Source organism: Bacillus sp. FJAT-22090 (genome assembly GCF_007676755.1).
Classification (GTDB): domain Bacteria; phylum Bacillota; class Bacilli; order Bacillales_A; family Planococcaceae; genus Psychrobacillus.
This window is the reverse complement of record NZ_VEBK01000018.1, coordinates 1-15,312: the sequence shown is the minus strand read 5'-3', so window position 1 is coordinate 15,312 and position 15,312 is coordinate 1. Positions and strand designations below refer to the sequence as shown.

The window sequence follows — 15,312 nt, the reverse complement described above, 5'->3', positions numbered from 1 at the left end:
TTTTGTGGTTTGGTGGACTCGTGAGCCTGTTTGGGGGACTCACGTGTTGCTTTGGGTAACTCGGCGTCCTGTTTGGGGAACTCACGAGTTGCTTTGGGTAACTCGGCATCCTGTTTGGGGAACTCACGAGTTGCTTTGGGTAACTCGGCGTTCTATTTTTGTCTTATCTCGTAAAGGCTGCGGCTACTCCGCCGTCTACTGTTAGCATGCAGCCAGTTGTTTTGGTTGCTTTGGATGATGCGAAGAAGGCGATTGCTTCGGCTATGTCCCTTGGATAGATGTTTTCTTTTAGAACGGTACGTTGGCGGTAGTGTTCTTCTAGTTCATCTGGTTCGATGCCGTAAGCGGTTGCTCGTTCTTCGCGCCATTTGGACCCCCAGATGGCAGAGCCTTGGAGGACTGCGTCTGGCAGTACTGAGTTTGCACGGATGCCGAAGTCTCCACCTTCTGTAGCGATGCAGCGTGCCAGATGGACTTCAAGTGCTTTTACTGCGCTGTATGCAGATGCATTTTTGCCGGCATAGATGGAGTTTTTGGAACCAATGAATATCATGCTGCCACCTGTGCCTTGGGTTTTCATCAGTTTGAATGCTTCTCTAGAGACGAGGAAGTATCCTGTTCCAAGTACGTTCATATTGAGATTCCATTCTTTTAATGTTGTTTCTTCGAATGGACTAGATGTTGCTAAACCCGCGTTATTTACGAGTATGTCTACTCCTCCGTATGTGCGGGTTACTTGTTGGAATGCAGAAATGATTTGCTCTTCACTTGTCACGTCCATTTGCACTGCGGTAGCTCTACCTTCGCCGTAAGCTGAGTTTATTTCACTCGCTACTTTTTCTGCGCCTTCTAGGTTTAAGTCTGCAAGGACGACATGGGCTCCCTGGGATGCTAGTAAGCGGCATGTTTCGCTTCCGATTCCCCCTGCTCCTCCAGTGATGAATGCCACTTTTCTAGAAAACTCGGCTTCTTTTGGAGCAAGTGATAGTTTATAGAGCTCTAGCGGCCAATATTCAATGGCGAATGATTCTGCCGCAGAAAGGGATGTGAATCCTCCTAATGCATTTGAACCCTTCATAACAGCGATTGCTCGGTGGTATAGCGCTCCGCTTATAAGAGCAGATGCTTTGTCTTTTCCTGTGTTGATCATACCGATTCCAGGAATTAAAATGACTCGTGGTGATGGGTTGAACATATTGTCTTCGGATGAAGCATGTTCATCAAAATACTGTTTATATGCTAGTTGATAGTTTTCGATACTCGTTTTTATTGTTTCCAGATTGCCGTCCCAATTGATGAAAAGGGGGACACGTTTTGTATGAACTAGATGATCAGGACAAGCTGCTCCTACTTGAGAAAGTTCTTCTGCACGCTCGCTGTTGACGAATTCCAATACGTCCTCTGTGTCATCAAAGGTAATGATTTGACCTTGTTCTTTTGATACTAGCCCACGGATATATGGAAGGATTTCGTTTACTAGTTGTTCGCGTTTTTCAGCTGGAATTCCTTCCTGTAATGGACCACCGAAAGCAGGTTTCTTTATTAATTCGTTATCAATATATGCTTTTGCTTCGTTAATTACTTGTATCGTTTTGTCATAGCTTTCGCGAGCTGTTTCTCCCCATACAACTAAACCGTGTTTTTCCATGAGAACGAGCTCTGCCTCTGGATTGTTTTTTACACCGTCTGCAATCATTTTGGACAATAAAAACCCTGGGCGTATGTATGGCACCCATACAAATCGATTCCCGAAGATTTCAGCTGCGATTTCTTTACCGTTTGGCGCACAGCAGATGCTAATAATGCTATCTGGATGTGTATGGTCGACGTGCTTGAATGGAAGAAATGCATGCAAAAGTGTCTCGATGGAAGCACGAGGATGCGATTTGTTGAGCATACAGTGTGCTAAGTAATCGACCATCTCTTCGTCGGACATGTCTTCCCGTTCTTGGAGTGGAAGAATATGCTCTAGCTGAAGCGCAGTGAAATTCGCTTCTTTCATCGTTGCAAGATCAGAGCCGCTCCCTTTCACCCACATAATGTCGACTTCTTCCCCTTTGAAGTCGAGAGCTTTTGTTTTGAAGGAAGTGTTTCCTCCTCCCCAGTTACAAACGCGTCGATCTGCGCCGATTAAATTGGACCGGAATGTGAGTTCTTCTAATGAGTCTGGTTCGACGGTTTTATCGGATGATGCCCATAGATTTTCAATCATTGTAAGTGCTCCCCTTTCAGCTTGTGTAAATCGTGCATGACGGTGGAATCATGGACAAAGTATTTACTGACGTTTTGATAGATGTTGAATAGCTCGTTATATATTTGTTCATATTCGTTGTTTGGTTTATATGTGATCGCTTTTTTGCATGCCATTTTTTCGATTGCTTCTGGGAATGATGTGTAGGCATTTGCTGCAACTGCTCCTAGGATGGCAGCTCCGAGTGCTGGTGCTTGGTCATTTTCTACGACGGTAATCTCTTTTTGCAGAATGTCTGCGTAAATTTGCATAAGCAATGTATTTTTCTTTGGTATACCACCAGTTGCGACTACACGGTTGATCGGGATGTCGTTGTTTTCAAAGAGCTCGATGATTACTCGAGTACCAAAAGCAGTTGCTTCGAGTAGAGCTCGGTAAATTTCGTGTGCTTTGGTGGAAAGTTTTTCTCCGATTAGTACTCCTGAAAGAGTTGAATCTACATATGGTGTTCGGCAGCCGTTATGCCAATCGAGTGCAACTAGACCACTTTCTCCTGGTTTTAATGTTTTTGCTTTTTTCGTAAGCGTTTCAAAATCGGCATTATAGTTTTTCACGAAATGTGCAAATAGATCACCGACTGCTGCCTGCCCTGCTTCGTATGCATAATAGCCGGGTAGAATTCCGTCTTCCACGACACCGCTGATGCCTGGGACGGGTACTTCTTTGTCACTTAGTAATAGATGACAAGTCGACGTGCCCATGACCATGACGAGCGTTCCCGGTTCGCTTACGCCTGCTCCAGGGAGTGCTGCGTGTGCGTCGATAATGCCTACTGCTATTGGTGTTCCTTCATTTAGCCCTAATTGTTCGCTCATTTCTTTTGTTAAGTTACCTGCTAATGTACCAGTGGATTTGACTGAGCCAGCGAGTTTTGTTTCGTATATATTTTCTAGTGTTGGATGAATCTTTTGGAGTGTTTCATTTGGTAAATAGCCGGTTTCTTTATGCCATGTTCCTTTGTACCCTGCGGAACAGCTGTTTCGAGTAAGGTTCCCGGTTAACGTGGACACGACCCAGTCCCCAGCTTCAAGGAACAGATCGATTTCATCGAATAGAGCTGGGTCGTCGTTTGCGATTTCCATTATTTTTGGAAGCATCCACTCCGACGATATAGTGCCTCCGTATCGTGCTAGCCATTTTTCGTTTTGCATGATGCTGTTTAATTGCTTAGCCTCGTCTTCTGCTTCATGGTGTTTCCACAGTTTGACGTATGCGTGCGTGTTTGTTTCGTATGCTTTCATCGTGCTTAATGGTTTTAGCTTTTTATTTACCGGCAAAATGGTGCAGGATGTAAAGTCTAGGCCGATACCGATGATGTCGGCTGGATCTATATTTTTCATTACCTCTGGGATGGATTTCGTAAGTACGTCCAGATAATCTTGCGGAACTTGAAGTGCTGTTTCTTTCCCCAATGCCCTGTTGTTAAGGTGCCCAGTGATGACGCCATGGGGGTAGGGCGTCACACTAGTAGCGACGATATCGCCATTTTCGATGTTCACTAAAATTACACGGCCCGATTCAGTCCCGTAATCAATGCCAATTGTGTACTTCACTGTTTTCACCTCATTCATTTGTACAGTGGGCCAAAGTTTTGACAAGCTCGGAAGTCAGCCGCTTCGCTTTGCTCCGTCCCAAACATGCTCCAGGCACTCGGTCTGAAAATGCGTGATGATTCTACGTTATGCATATTCACCGGAATGCGTAAAATGGATGCGAGTGTTAATAAATCTGCACCGATATGCCCGTAACTGACAACACAGTGATTTGCTCCCCAATTATTCATCACGGAATAGACATCTGCGAATGCCCCTTCACCAGTCAAGTTTGGTACAAACCAAGTTGTCGGCCAAGTTGGATCTGTGCGAAGATCGAGTGTATCATGCATTTCCTCATCGAGCTCGATTGTGTGCCCTTCTGCGATTTGAAGAACTGGACCTAGACCTTTTACGTAGTTGAGACGAGCGATTGTTACTGGCATATCGCCTTTCGTCGTGAAATCGCTCGAGTATCCGCCTCCTCTAAAGTATTCAGTTGATGCGGGACGGAATTGCACGTTTTTGAGTGTTTCTTCGACTTCTTCGTCTGTAATCTCCCAGAACGGCTTCATGACTGGATTGCCGTCTTTCGTTTGACGACCTGTTCCATCAAGAGCTGCGGACCCAGAGTTGATGAGATGGATGAAGCCGTTTTCTGCTTTTCCTGTGAGTTCTTTTCCTGTTACCCGTTTTACCGCATCTGGACTCCAGTATGTTCGCACGTCCGCAAAAACTTGTGCGGTATTAGTGAGCAAGTGGCCCATTGCCATTGTGACACCGTTTAAGCTGTCATTTTCGGTTGCCAATAAATACGGAGCACGCTTTCCGTTCCAATCGAATGAGGAATTTAATATTGTTTCCATAAAGTCGCCATTCGGGAAGTAGTCCGTCCATTGACGTTGCCCTTGAAATCCTGCGATAAGTGCATTGCGGCCATTCGCTTCTTCTTCAAAGCCCATTTTCGTAAGCTTTTCATTGCCAACCATCAAGTCACGCGCAATCAGCGTCATTTTAATAGAACGTTCCCAATCGCTTTGTTTTTCTTCGTCTGTGCGTTTAAATTGTTCTTTGTTACTATCTTCTCCACGCGTCAAGTTTTCGTTTGCCCATGCGAGTGCTTTTTCATATTCTTCTGTATCGTAAATTTCAAGATCCATCCGACGAACGAATTCACTCATATCGATATACTCGTTGCGCATGCCTAAATATTCTTGGAAGAAATCGTCTTTTACAATGCTTCCCGCGATACCCATCGAGACAGAGCCCATTGCAAGATAGGATTTTCCTTTGAGCATTGCTGCCGCAAGCCCAGCTTTTGCAAAGCGGAGAAGTTTTTCTTGTATGTCTTGCGGAATATTCGGATCCCCTGCATCTTGAACGTCTTGCCCGTAAATTCCGAAAGCAGGAAGCCCTTTTTGATTGTATCCAGCTAGTACTGCTGCGAGGTATACCGCCCCAGGACGCTCAGTTCCATTGAAGCCCCAAACCGCTTTTGGCAAATGCGGATCCATATCCATCGTTTCACTACCGTAACACCAGCAAGGGGTCACGGTGATCGATACGCCGACGCCTTCTTTTTTAAATTTCTCTGCCGCATGTGCTGCTTCCGCAACGCCACCGATACAAGTGTCTGCGATGACGCACTCTACTGGTTCTCCGTTATAGTATTGGAGATTTTCTGATAGGAATGCTGCGACGTTTTTTGCCATGTTCATCGTTGTTTCTTCCAGCGATTCGCGAACTCCTTTTCGTCGACCATCAATTGCTGGGCGTATACCTATTTTGGGTAGTGTTCCGATATAACGTTCTTTTGTCATGTTAGTATCCCTCCGTTAAGTATGTAATAGTTTTTGAAACGTTTCGATTGCTTCTTGCCATACAGCTTCGTCTTGTGGTTCGTAGCTAGTCATCCCAAAGGAGTTTGCAACGAGTTGACGTCCTTCTTCGATTGAGTGGATTTCCCCTAGAGCCCGAAGCTGAGATAGTCCGTTGCCGATAGAGCTTGCTTCAGTTGGTCCAGTATGAACTATTTTTTGGGTCGCATTTGCAATAAATTGACAAAGTGTTTTATTTTGCGTTCCACCACCGCCAATGTGAATCGCGGTCGTCTTAGTGTTAGTGATTTGTTCGATTTGAATGATTGTGTATGCGTATTTTAGTGCTAAACTTTCTACGAAGCAGCGTATATATGCCCCAGGTGTAAGTGGAGCTTGTTGATTTGTTTTGATGCAGTAGGTTTTCATCGCCTCTGTCATGGATGTCGGATTGAAAAAGAGTTCATCGTCTGGGTCGATAAATGTTTGAAACGGTTGAGCTGCTTGTAGTGCATGAATTTCTTGTTCATATGTGAAGTGGAGTCCTTGTTGCTTCCACTCTTCTCTCCATTTTTGTAGAATCCAAAATCCCATTGCATTTTTTTGGAATCGGTAATGCCCTTCACTCGTTCCTTCGTTTGTAAAGCCTTTTTGGAAGGCTTCTATTGTAGTAATTGGTGTATTTACTTCTTTTCCGATGAGCCCCCAAGTGCCGATGCTTGCGAAAATGGCGTTTGGCGTGTGAATCGGTAAAGCAGATAGCGCACACGCTGTGTCATGTCCCGGTACTAGTGCCATTTGGATATTTGGATGATTCGTTAAGCTGCCGACGATTTGGTGCGGCATTTCGATTGGTGCAAATGGTAGTGTTTGATTGAAAAAACTGTGTTGGATGTCTTTGTCCCATGTTTTGTTTGCATTTACTAGCTGTGATGTAGATGCGATCGTGAATTCGTTTATGGTGCTGCCGGATAATGCGTGCATGAGTAAGTTTGGTGTCATGAGTATGTTGTTCGTTTCTGTTAAATAGTGCGGATATTGGTCCTGTATTGCCATCAGTTGAAACAATGTGTTGATTGGCGAGATTTCATTGCCCGTTTGTTCGAATAGTTTTTGGGCTGGAATTCGATTGGTTGCTTGTTTTACGTACGGGACGGAGTGCGTGTCTCGATAGGAAAATGGTTTTGCTACGAGTTCTCCGTTTTTACCTAGTAAACCAAAGTCGACGCCCCATGTATCGATGCCAAGTGATTCTGCAAGAAAATCCACTTTGTTTAAGCCTCTATCTAGTTCGCGAATTAAGTGATCGTAATCCCAATAATAGTGATTGTTTTCAGCGATTGGCTTGTTTGTGAATCGATGAATTTCCTTTGTATTTAATGTATTTCCGCTAAAGTGTAGGGCAACAAGCCGACCACTGGACGCACCTAAATCATAGGCAAGAACTGTTTTCATGGTGTTTGCCTCCTATTCTTTCAGCAATTTCGAACGATATCTTTCTGCAGAGAGATTTCGAAGGTCATCACATTCCTCGTCAGTAAGAATCCGTGGACCACCAAAAATAGAGCTAATCGTATACACTTTCGCAGATTCCTCCGTTAGCTGCATAAAGAAAAATGCTTCTTTCATCGTTTTTCCTAATGTGAGCACACCATGATTTCGCATGATGATGACGTCTTTTGTGACGAGCTCCGCCACTTTTTCTGCGAGTAAGTGAGTGGTCGGAATAACATAGTCAATATAGCCGACGCTTTTCACCATTGCTGGAAAGTCTGGAAAGAGCGGCGGGATGTCTTTGCCAGCCGATGACACGCCAACTGAGTAAGTTGGGTGTGCATGAAGCACAGCTTGGATTTCATCGTTTTTGCGGAAGCATTCTAAATGCATAAGTACTTCAGATGAAGGTCTCAGTGTCCCTTCTACTTCCCCAGTTGTAATGTTTACTTTGACCCATTGATGCGGTTCGATTTCCTTGAGGTCGAAGCCACTTGGGGAGATGTACATATTGTCTCCGTCACGCATACTTAAGTTGCCGCCTGCTCCTACGACTAGGCCTTGGTCTACTAATTTATGCGCGTATTTTGTTAGATCCTCGATGACTTTGGACATTTGGTCACTTCCTTTCTCATGTTACGGGCGATTGGTCTGGATTTAGGATCGGATAGCTCGGTTTTAGGAGCGGATAATCCTGGGTTAGGATCGGTTGGCCGCTTTAGGAGCGGATAGCCCCGGGTTAGGATCGGTTGGCCGAGCTTTAGGAGCGGATAGCCCCGAGTTAGGATCGGTTGGCCGCTTTAGGAGCGGATAGCCCCGAGTTAGGATCAGTTGGCCGAGCTTTAGGAGCGGATAGCCCCGAGTTAGGATCAGTTGGCCGAGCTTTAGGAGCGGATAGCCATGGGTTAGGATCGGTTGGTCGAGCTTTAGGAGCGGATAGCCCCAGTTTAGGATCGGATAGCCGATTGTTGCGTTTGGGTAGCTGTTTTTATTGCTTCGTTAATTTTTTCGAGTTCGGCTGTTTGTTGAAGCATTTGTGTTTCTGTATAGATAGGTTGTTCGTTGTTTTCAATTGCTTCGTGGAATGCTTTAATTTGTTCAACGTATGCGTTTGCTGTTATGGTTAGTGTTTTAGTTTCGTTGTTTGATACGTATTGAATGATGCCCTCGTGATTGTTTAAGTCAGTGCGAAATGCATAGGACAGGTGCATCGTTCCGTTTGTGCCAATAATGTCTATAGTTTGTGTCATTGGACCATGGAAACTGGCATCGATTTGCGCTAGAATTCCAGATGGATAGCTTAGTTGGACTGCGATATGCGTGTCTACTTGATGGTTGGTTTTGCCTTGGGAGGCTTGGACAGTTCTCGGACTTTCTTCTATTAAATAGTGAATTGCATTAAGCGGATAACAGCCGATGTCGTTTAGGACACCTCCACCGAGATCCGGATTGAGACGGATATCGTTTTGCCAATCCTCGATGGTGAAATGGAATCGGGAGCGAATCGTTAGGATATCACCAATTGCCCGTTGTGCTAGCAGTTCTTTTGCTTTCGCCATTTGTGGATGAAAGCGGTACATGAATGCTTCCATGAAAATGACGTTGTGTTGTATACTTGCTTGTTGCAGTTCAATCAGGTCGGTTGCGTGTAGCACGATTGGCTTTTCACAAAGGACATGTTTGTTCGACCGGATTGCGGCAAGTGCCCATTTTTTGTGATGCGTGTTCGGTAGTGCTATGTACACTGCATCTATATCAGGTGAGTCGAGTAGTTTCTCGTATGTGTCATAGTTATTTGGAATGTTGAACTGCGTTGCGAGTGCTTTTGCTTTTCCACTTTGGCTTGCGATTGCGATGATTTCGGCGTTAGAAGTTTGCTGGATTGCCGGAATGACTTGTTGTTTTGCGATATTTGCTGCGCCAATAATGCCCCAGCGAATTTTCTGCATCTGATCTTACCTCCTTTATAAGAGTGAATTGTTACAAGAGTGTTACTGGTGCCAGGCACCAGTAACATAAGGACCAAAACACATATTACTCGTAGATTGCTGCTTTGATTTCGTCGCTGTCGATGTTGTCTTTGTCGTACCAGTAGAAGCCAGTGTCGATTGTTTTTTCTACTGTTTTGCCGTTCATTGCATCTACTGCCGCTTTTACTGTTTCGTAGCCGATGCCGACTGGGTTTTGAGTAACTGCTCCGGCCATTAAGCCGCTTTTGATTGCGTCGATTTGCTGTTTACCAGAGTCGAAGCCTACAACTACTAGATCACCTGATTTGTTTAGCTCTTGTACTGCGTTTACTACACCGATTGCGGATCCTTCGTTAGAACCGAAGATTCCTTTAAGGTCGCTATGTGCGGAGATGATTGCTTTTGCAAGATCGGTTGATTTTAAGTGATCTCCACCGCCGTATTGGATGTCGACGATTTCAATGTTTGGATATTTGGATTCGATTTGCTCTTTAAAGCCGTCACGACGTTGTACACCCGTTACCGATGTTTGGTCATGTACGATTAGGGCAATCTTTCCTTCTTCTCCGATGAATTCAGCCATCTTATCTGCTGCTAGTGCCGCAGCTGCTTTGTTATCTGTCGACGCAGTTGCTAGAGGGATATCGCTATCTACACCTGAGTCAAAAGCGACGACTGGAATTTTTTTATTTTGTGCTTCTTCTAGTAATGGAGTTGCTGCTTGTGAGTCAAGTGCCGCAAATCCTAGGGCATCCGGCTTTTTGTCGAGTGCCGCTCGAAGCATTTCAATTTGTTTGTCTACTTGTGATTCACTTTCTGGTCCTTCAAATGTAATTTTTACGTCAAATTCGTCCGCAGCTTGTTCTGCTCCTTGTTTAACAGCTTGCCAGAATTGATGTTGGAAACCTTTTGATACGATTGCTACGTAAGGCTGATCGCCTTCAGAGCCTGTGGATGAGGCACTAGATTCTGTGTCATCTGAGTTACATGCACCTAAAATCATCGATACAGCTAGCATACTTCCTAAAAACCAAGATCTTTTCTTCATTTATTACTCCCCATTCCCTTTTTTATATTTGACGTCACGAGGACGAAAAACCAGGTTTACTCCTTACGTCTTCTTAGAATATCCATATATACTGCTAGAATAATAACTAACCCGACAACGACGGTCTGCCATTCTTGCGGGATCGACATGATACGAAGACCGTTTGTAAGAACACTCATGATTAGCGCTCCGATCACTGTGCCTACAATCGTGCCTTTACCACCGCTAAGGGATGTTCCGCCGATAACTACCGCGGCAATCGCTTCTAGTTCGTACCCTTGCCCAAGTGCAGGTTGCGCCGAGTTTAAACGTGACGCCATGATAACACCGGCAATTCCTGTAAAAGCACCCGCTAATGAATAAATCGTTACTTTCCAAAAATCAACATTTACTCCCGAGAGTTTCGTCGCTTCTTCATTGCTCCCGATCGCGAAATTATAACGACCTAGAATAGTTTTCGAAAGAATAACAGCCCCGATAATCGCTGCAATAAAAAATATAAGAACAGCATTTGGAATCCCAGGGATAAGTGTGCCAAGCGCGATTTTCGTGAATGCTTTAAAATCTGTGAAATAAATAGGCGCTGCTCCCGAAATAACAAGTGCCAGCCCTTTTGCAATCATCATCATTGCAAGCGTTGCAATAAATGGAGGAATCTTCAGCTTCGTGATTGCAATCCCACAAAGGAATCCACAAAATGCACCCGTTGCAATCCCTGCAAAGACCCCTGCGATGAGTGGCAGCCCAGCATTAACGATAATAACTCCCGTCAGTACAGAAGATAGTGTCATCACCGTACCTACCGATAGGTCAATCCCACCTGTAATGATGACGAATGTGGCACCGAGTGCTAGTATTCCGATTACAGCAGTTGATAATAAAATTCCGATTATATTGCTCCATTGCAGGAAACTTCCCGATGCAAAAGAGAAGAAAACGACTAGTACGATTAAGCTTCCGAAGGCGAGTGTCTGTTGTATTGCTCCGGGCGGTATTATTTTTTTCTTTGTTGGCTCTTTTTCCATTAGTGTCTCGACATTCATTTACTTCACCCCTATTTGTTAGTGGAGCTGTGTTGCAAACTCCATTATTTTTTCCTGGGTCGCTTCTTCCGATGAAAGCATCCCTGTAATTTTTCCTTCTGACATGACGACGATTCGATGACTCATTCGTAGTATTTCTGGTAATTCAGATGAAATCATTATGATTGATTTTCCACTTGCAGCCAGTTCATCGAGCAGTTTATAAATTTCTCCTTTTGCCCCAACATCGATTCCCCTTGTCGGTTCATCGAATATGAGTATGTCGCAATCTCTTCGAAGCCACTTCGCGATAACTACTTTTTGTTGGTTTCCTCCTGATAGGAATCTAATTTCCTGATCTACAGATGGCGTTTTTATTTTTAGTTGGTCGACGTATTCAATAGCCGTTTTTTTTATTTTGGAATCGCTTACAAAAAGCGCATTAGATTGATATTCTTTTATTGTTGCGAGTGCTATGTTGGATTTTACATCCATATTGACTAGTAGCCCAAATTGTTTGCGGTCTTCGGATAAATAACCAATTCCTTGTTTTACTGCATCTGCCGGTGATTTTATCTTTACTTCTTTGCCATGTAGTGTGATGGTTCCTTTTGTTGTTGGATCAGCTCCGAATAAAACACGTGCAACTTCGGTCCGTCCAGCACCCATCAGTCCGGCAAATCCGAGTATTTCTCCTTTTTTTAATTCGAATGAAACATCTTTTAAGAGTGATTTGGTGGAAACATTGTTCACTTGGAGCACCGTTTCCTTTTCCCCTTCTGCGATGTTCGGCTTCGATTCTATGTACACATGTCGACCGACCATAAGTTGGATGACTTTGCTCATTTCGGTTTCGGCAGTCGTTAGTGTGTCGACGTACGTCCCATCTCGCATCACGATTATTCGGTCAGAAATACGCTTTAGCTCATCCATTCTGTGTGAAATGTAGATGATTCCAACGCCTTTTGCTCGTAAGTTATTAATAATTTCAAAGAGAGTTTCTATTTCGGTTTCGGTTAATGCTGTTGTTGGTTCGTCCATGATGAAGATTTTGGAGTTGAAAGAAAGTGCTTTTGCGATTTCTACCATTTGTTGCTTGGCTACTGTCAGATCTTGCACTTTTGTCTTGGGGTCTAAGTCTAGGTTGAGTTTTTCAAAAAGTTCTTTTGCTTGGTTATTAAGTTGCTTATCGTTTACCAAAAGATTGAGAGCACCTTTTGGCTCTCGGCCTATGAAAATATTTTCAGCGATGGAGAGATCCTTCATCAAGTTGAGCTCTTGGTGGATAATTGAAATTCCAAGTTCCTGTGCCTGCTTAGGCGATGTGACATTGATTTCATTTTCTTGCAGCGTGATAGTTCCCTCGTCTTTTTGGTAGATACCGGTCAATATTTTCATGAGCGTGGATTTCCCTGCTCCATTTTCACCCACAAGTGCGAGAACTTCGCCGTATTGGAGATCAAGCTGGACATTGGAGAGCGCTTTCACGCCAGGAAATGACTTTGATATGTTTTCCATTTTTAATAGAGGCTCCATCTTCATTCCTCCTTTTAGGTTTTATTTTTGTTTTTCTGTGTTTTTGTTGATTATAAAGCAAGTATTTTAATTAATCAATAGAATATTTGATAATTTCTGAATATTTATTTTGTATTGTCGTTATTATATGCCACGCAAATGTGCTTCAACCCATTTGCGCGAATAAAATGGTTATGTCTTTTTCTTCGAAATACTGTAAATATGTTTTGTTTGCTTGGCTATCTATCACAATTGTGTCCAGCATATCTTCTTTCTCAATATGAGCGAACGCTTTTCTCTCTAGTTTCGTATGATCTAATAAGAGTATTTTCTCGTCTGCCATTTCAATCATTTTACGCTTGACGATTGCTTGTTGCTCATTGGAATCACTAATTCCCCACTGTTTGTGCAACCCTTTGCAGGAGAAAAATACTTTATTTACATGGTAACGCTCCAATGTGTTGACCGTTAGAGGACCGACGAGCGACAACGAGGATGGTGACAGATTTCCACCTACGACAATGACTTGGACATTTGGCAGATTGGCAAGTTCCACAGATACTCGGATAGCGTTTGTTAAAACAGTTATTCTATGATTCGTTAAAAGTTTTGCAAGATAGAGTGCAGTTGAACTGGCATCCAGAAAAATAATATCATCATCTTTGATCAACTTTACCGCTTCTTTCGCGACCGCCATTTTCTCTTCCTGATTCATCACTTCTCGTTGAAAATAAGGAATATCTCCTTCTTCCTCCTGAGTAGAAATCGCTCCACCATGCGTTCGTGCGAGCTTTCCTTCTGTCTCTAGTTTTTCCAAATCTCGTCGTATTGTTTCTTCTGTTACTTTGAGAAGTTTACTCAGCTCCGAAACTCGAGCCGTTTTGTTTTTGTTTACGATTGTGATGATTTTTTTTTGTCTTTCTGGTACTAGCATATTAAACTTCCCCCTTCATTATGTGATAACACCTTTTTTTAGAATTATATTGGCATATAAAGCTTGTTCGCTTGTCGCTATGATCGCATAGGCTTGTTTCGCTTGCTCGTAAAATTTGAAACGTTCTACTTTTGTTGGAACGACATTATTGTTTCCTGTTTTGATTTGAATATCGTTGTACTCGGCCCATATCGGCGGAGTGTCTACTTCTGATCCATGCATCATATAAAAGACGGAAGAGTCAGCATAAGTGTCCAAAGGCATAAGAGTTAGGATTGCTTCGAGTACTTCCGGAATACTGAGTCCATCAAGTCGAATAAGGTTGCGTGCATGGGAAGCTGCAGGGAAATTTCCGTCTGCTAAGACAATTTCATCTCCATGCCCCATCTCCATTAATACTTTTAAAAGATCCGGCGAAAGACATTTCGGTATGTTTTTAAGCATTTTAGTTGGTTTCTCCTTTGTTTGTTTTTGTTTTTATTTAATAATAACAAATAATCAGAAATTTGGAAGAGTTTTTTTGAGGTGTGTGCTTGTTTGGGGAACTCGTGGGTCGGTTTGGGGAACTCAGAAAAACGCCAGTCCCTAGAGACTGACGTTTATGTTAGCTGCTTGGTGTATATGGTCGTTCTGTGGTTACCGGTTTTGGGAAGTTTCATCCTTTTAATGTAATATTTTATTACTTCCCTGGAAGGTGGTTGTAGATAATGTAAGCAGTCTTTCATTGTTATGTTTTGATTAATCAAAATGAATAGGTTTTGAATGTTGTTTTGGATTGGCTGCTTGTCTATTTGTTTACAACTAGCACAGATCCATTTTCGCTCGGTGACTCTGGATAAGTTATTACCGCAATAAATACATAGTATTCCTTTTTTTAACATTTCGGGATCAATGGCGAATCTGCTACATAATGGACGTTCGATGAAGTTTTTGTTCAGATTCGTGAAAGTTTTGGTAAGTAGATGGAATTGGTTTGTTTTTATTTTTGGGGGAAGTTTGTTTAGTTTTTGTAGGAACAGTGGGAGCTGTTGTACAAAAAAGATATTGCGCTGGGGTGGTGCGTTTTCAACAATTAAGTTTTGCGAAGCGAAGATGAGTGCTTCATAAACTGGGATATTTAAGTTTAAGTTGTTGAGTATATTATTTATGCCATCAGTGTTTCTTGCGAGTTGGACGAGCGGGCATTTGAATGATGTCACTTTGTCATCTTTTGTTCGAACGAGATGGGACGGGTTGTTAGGTATGAAACGGATTGTTCCAGTTATATTCTTTATTTCTAAGACAAGTATATAGCTGGTTGTAATGATAAGTGTGTCAATTTGCATAACTTTTTTGGGATGCAGTTTTGTGTGCAAATCTGGAATGATGACGACTTCTTTAGGAAATTGTACTTCTTCGATGAAACGATCTGCCCTACATTCTCCATAGTACCCCGCCTTGAGATTTTCGATATTTTCTAGTATTTGGGGATAGATTCCTTGATCGCTTGGGATTCGATGTTTTAATTGGGTGAGTGCGTATAGACTTGTTGGTTCTGGTCGAAATATTTCTATGATGATCACTCCTTTATTATTAGTATGAATATAGATTAGCAAAGTGTGGGGGAATATTCAATTTATTTGAGGGGGCGTTAAAGTTTGGATAGGTTCTTTGGGGGACTCGGGATGGTTATTGGGGGATTCGTCGGGTGTTTTGGGGAACTCGGAGATGAGTTTGGGGAACTCGATGG

Annotated in this window: 12 protein-coding genes; all 12 read right to left on the bottom strand. The window is 43.1% G+C overall.

The window, feature by feature from the left end:
- Window positions 1-163: 163 nt before the first annotated feature.
- A complete protein-coding gene (locus tag FS486_RS17525; RefSeq protein ID WP_144513338.1) occupies window positions 164-2,212 on the bottom strand; it encodes a bifunctional aldolase/short-chain dehydrogenase in 2,049 nt (682 codons plus the stop codon).
- Window positions 2,209-3,804 (bottom strand): ribulokinase, encoded by a 1,596-nt coding sequence (locus FS486_RS17520; protein WP_260858144.1) that lies wholly within the window; start codon window positions 3,802-3,804, stop codon window positions 2,209-2,211. Before FS486_RS17520 ends, FS486_RS17525 begins: the two co-directional genes overlap by 4 nt.
- Window positions 3,805-3,818: 14 nt before the next feature.
- A complete protein-coding gene (locus FS486_RS17515) occupies window positions 3,819-5,603 on the bottom strand; it encodes an L-fucose isomerase (protein WP_144513336.1) in 1,785 nt (594 codons plus the stop codon).
- Between the two features lie 15 nt (window positions 5,604-5,618).
- A complete protein-coding gene (locus tag FS486_RS17510; RefSeq protein ID WP_144513334.1) occupies window positions 5,619-7,055 on the bottom strand; it encodes a rhamnulokinase in 1,437 nt (478 codons plus the stop codon).
- 12 nt (window positions 7,056-7,067) lie between these two features.
- The gene (locus tag FS486_RS17505; protein ID WP_144513332.1) at window positions 7,068-7,709 is read right to left on the bottom strand and encodes a class II aldolase/adducin family protein; all 642 of its coding nucleotides are present in this window, start codon (window positions 7,707-7,709) and stop codon (window positions 7,068-7,070) included.
- Window positions 7,710-8,041: 332 nt separating this feature from the next.
- A complete protein-coding gene (locus FS486_RS17500; protein WP_144513330.1) occupies window positions 8,042-9,043 on the bottom strand; it encodes a Gfo/Idh/MocA family protein in 1,002 nt (333 codons plus the stop codon).
- 85 nt (window positions 9,044-9,128) lie between these two features.
- Window positions 9,129-10,112, bottom strand: coding sequence for an ABC transporter substrate-binding protein (locus tag FS486_RS17495; protein ID WP_144513328.1), 984 nt, complete (start codon window positions 10,110-10,112; stop codon window positions 9,129-9,131).
- Between the two features lie 56 nt (window positions 10,113-10,168).
- Window positions 10,169-11,155, bottom strand: a complete 987-nt coding sequence (locus tag FS486_RS17490; RefSeq protein ID WP_144513326.1) for an ABC transporter permease — start codon at window positions 11,153-11,155, stop codon at window positions 10,169-10,171.
- An 18-nt stretch (window positions 11,156-11,173) separates the two neighbouring features.
- Window positions 11,174-12,676, bottom strand: coding sequence for a sugar ABC transporter ATP-binding protein (locus FS486_RS17485; protein WP_144513324.1), 1,503 nt, complete (start codon window positions 12,674-12,676; stop codon window positions 11,174-11,176).
- Between the two features lie 139 nt (window positions 12,677-12,815).
- Entirely contained in the window at window positions 12,816-13,583 is a 768-nt protein-coding gene (locus FS486_RS17480) for a DeoR/GlpR family DNA-binding transcription regulator (RefSeq protein ID WP_144513323.1), read from the bottom strand.
- Between the two features lie 18 nt (window positions 13,584-13,601).
- Window positions 13,602-14,027, bottom strand: a complete 426-nt coding sequence (locus tag FS486_RS17475; RefSeq protein ID WP_144513321.1) for an RbsD/FucU family protein — start codon at window positions 14,025-14,027, stop codon at window positions 13,602-13,604.
- 155 nt (window positions 14,028-14,182) lie between these two features.
- Entirely contained in the window at window positions 14,183-15,145 is a 963-nt protein-coding gene (locus FS486_RS17470; protein WP_186321502.1) for a nuclease-related domain-containing protein, read from the bottom strand.
- Window positions 15,146-15,312: the final 167 nt, after the last annotated feature.

Bases quoted from the DNA above. Each gene is read 5' to 3' on its own strand.
- FS486_RS17515 (WP_144513336.1), bottom strand. From the start codon at position 5,603: ATGACAAAAGAACGTTATATCGGAACACTACCCAAAATAGGTATACGC.
- FS486_RS17485 (WP_144513324.1), bottom strand. From the start codon at position 12,676: ATGAAGATGGAGCCTCTATTAAAAATGGAAAACATATCAAAGTCATTT.
- FS486_RS17495 (WP_144513328.1), bottom strand. From the start codon at position 10,112: ATGAAGAAAAGATCTTGGTTTTTAGGAAGTATGCTAGCTGTATCGATG.
- FS486_RS17490 (WP_144513326.1), bottom strand. From the start codon at position 11,155: ATGAATGTCGAGACACTAATGGAAAAAGAGCCAACAAAGAAAAAAATA.
- FS486_RS17475 (WP_144513321.1), bottom strand. From the start codon at position 14,027: ATGCTTAAAAACATACCGAAATGTCTTTCGCCGGATCTTTTAAAAGTA.
- FS486_RS17505 (WP_144513332.1), bottom strand. From the start codon at position 7,709: ATGTCCAAAGTCATCGAGGATCTAACAAAATACGCGCATAAATTAGTA.
- FS486_RS17525 (WP_144513338.1), bottom strand. From the start codon at position 2,212: ATGATTGAAAATCTATGGGCATCATCCGATAAAACCGTCGAACCAGAC.
- FS486_RS17500 (WP_144513330.1), bottom strand. From the start codon at position 9,043: ATGCAGAAAATTCGCTGGGGCATTATTGGCGCAGCAAATATCGCAAAA.
- FS486_RS17480 (WP_144513323.1), bottom strand. From the start codon at position 13,583: ATGCTAGTACCAGAAAGACAAAAAAAAATCATCACAATCGTAAACAAA.
- FS486_RS17510 (WP_144513334.1), bottom strand. From the start codon at position 7,055: ATGAAAACAGTTCTTGCCTATGATTTAGGTGCGTCCAGTGGTCGGCTT.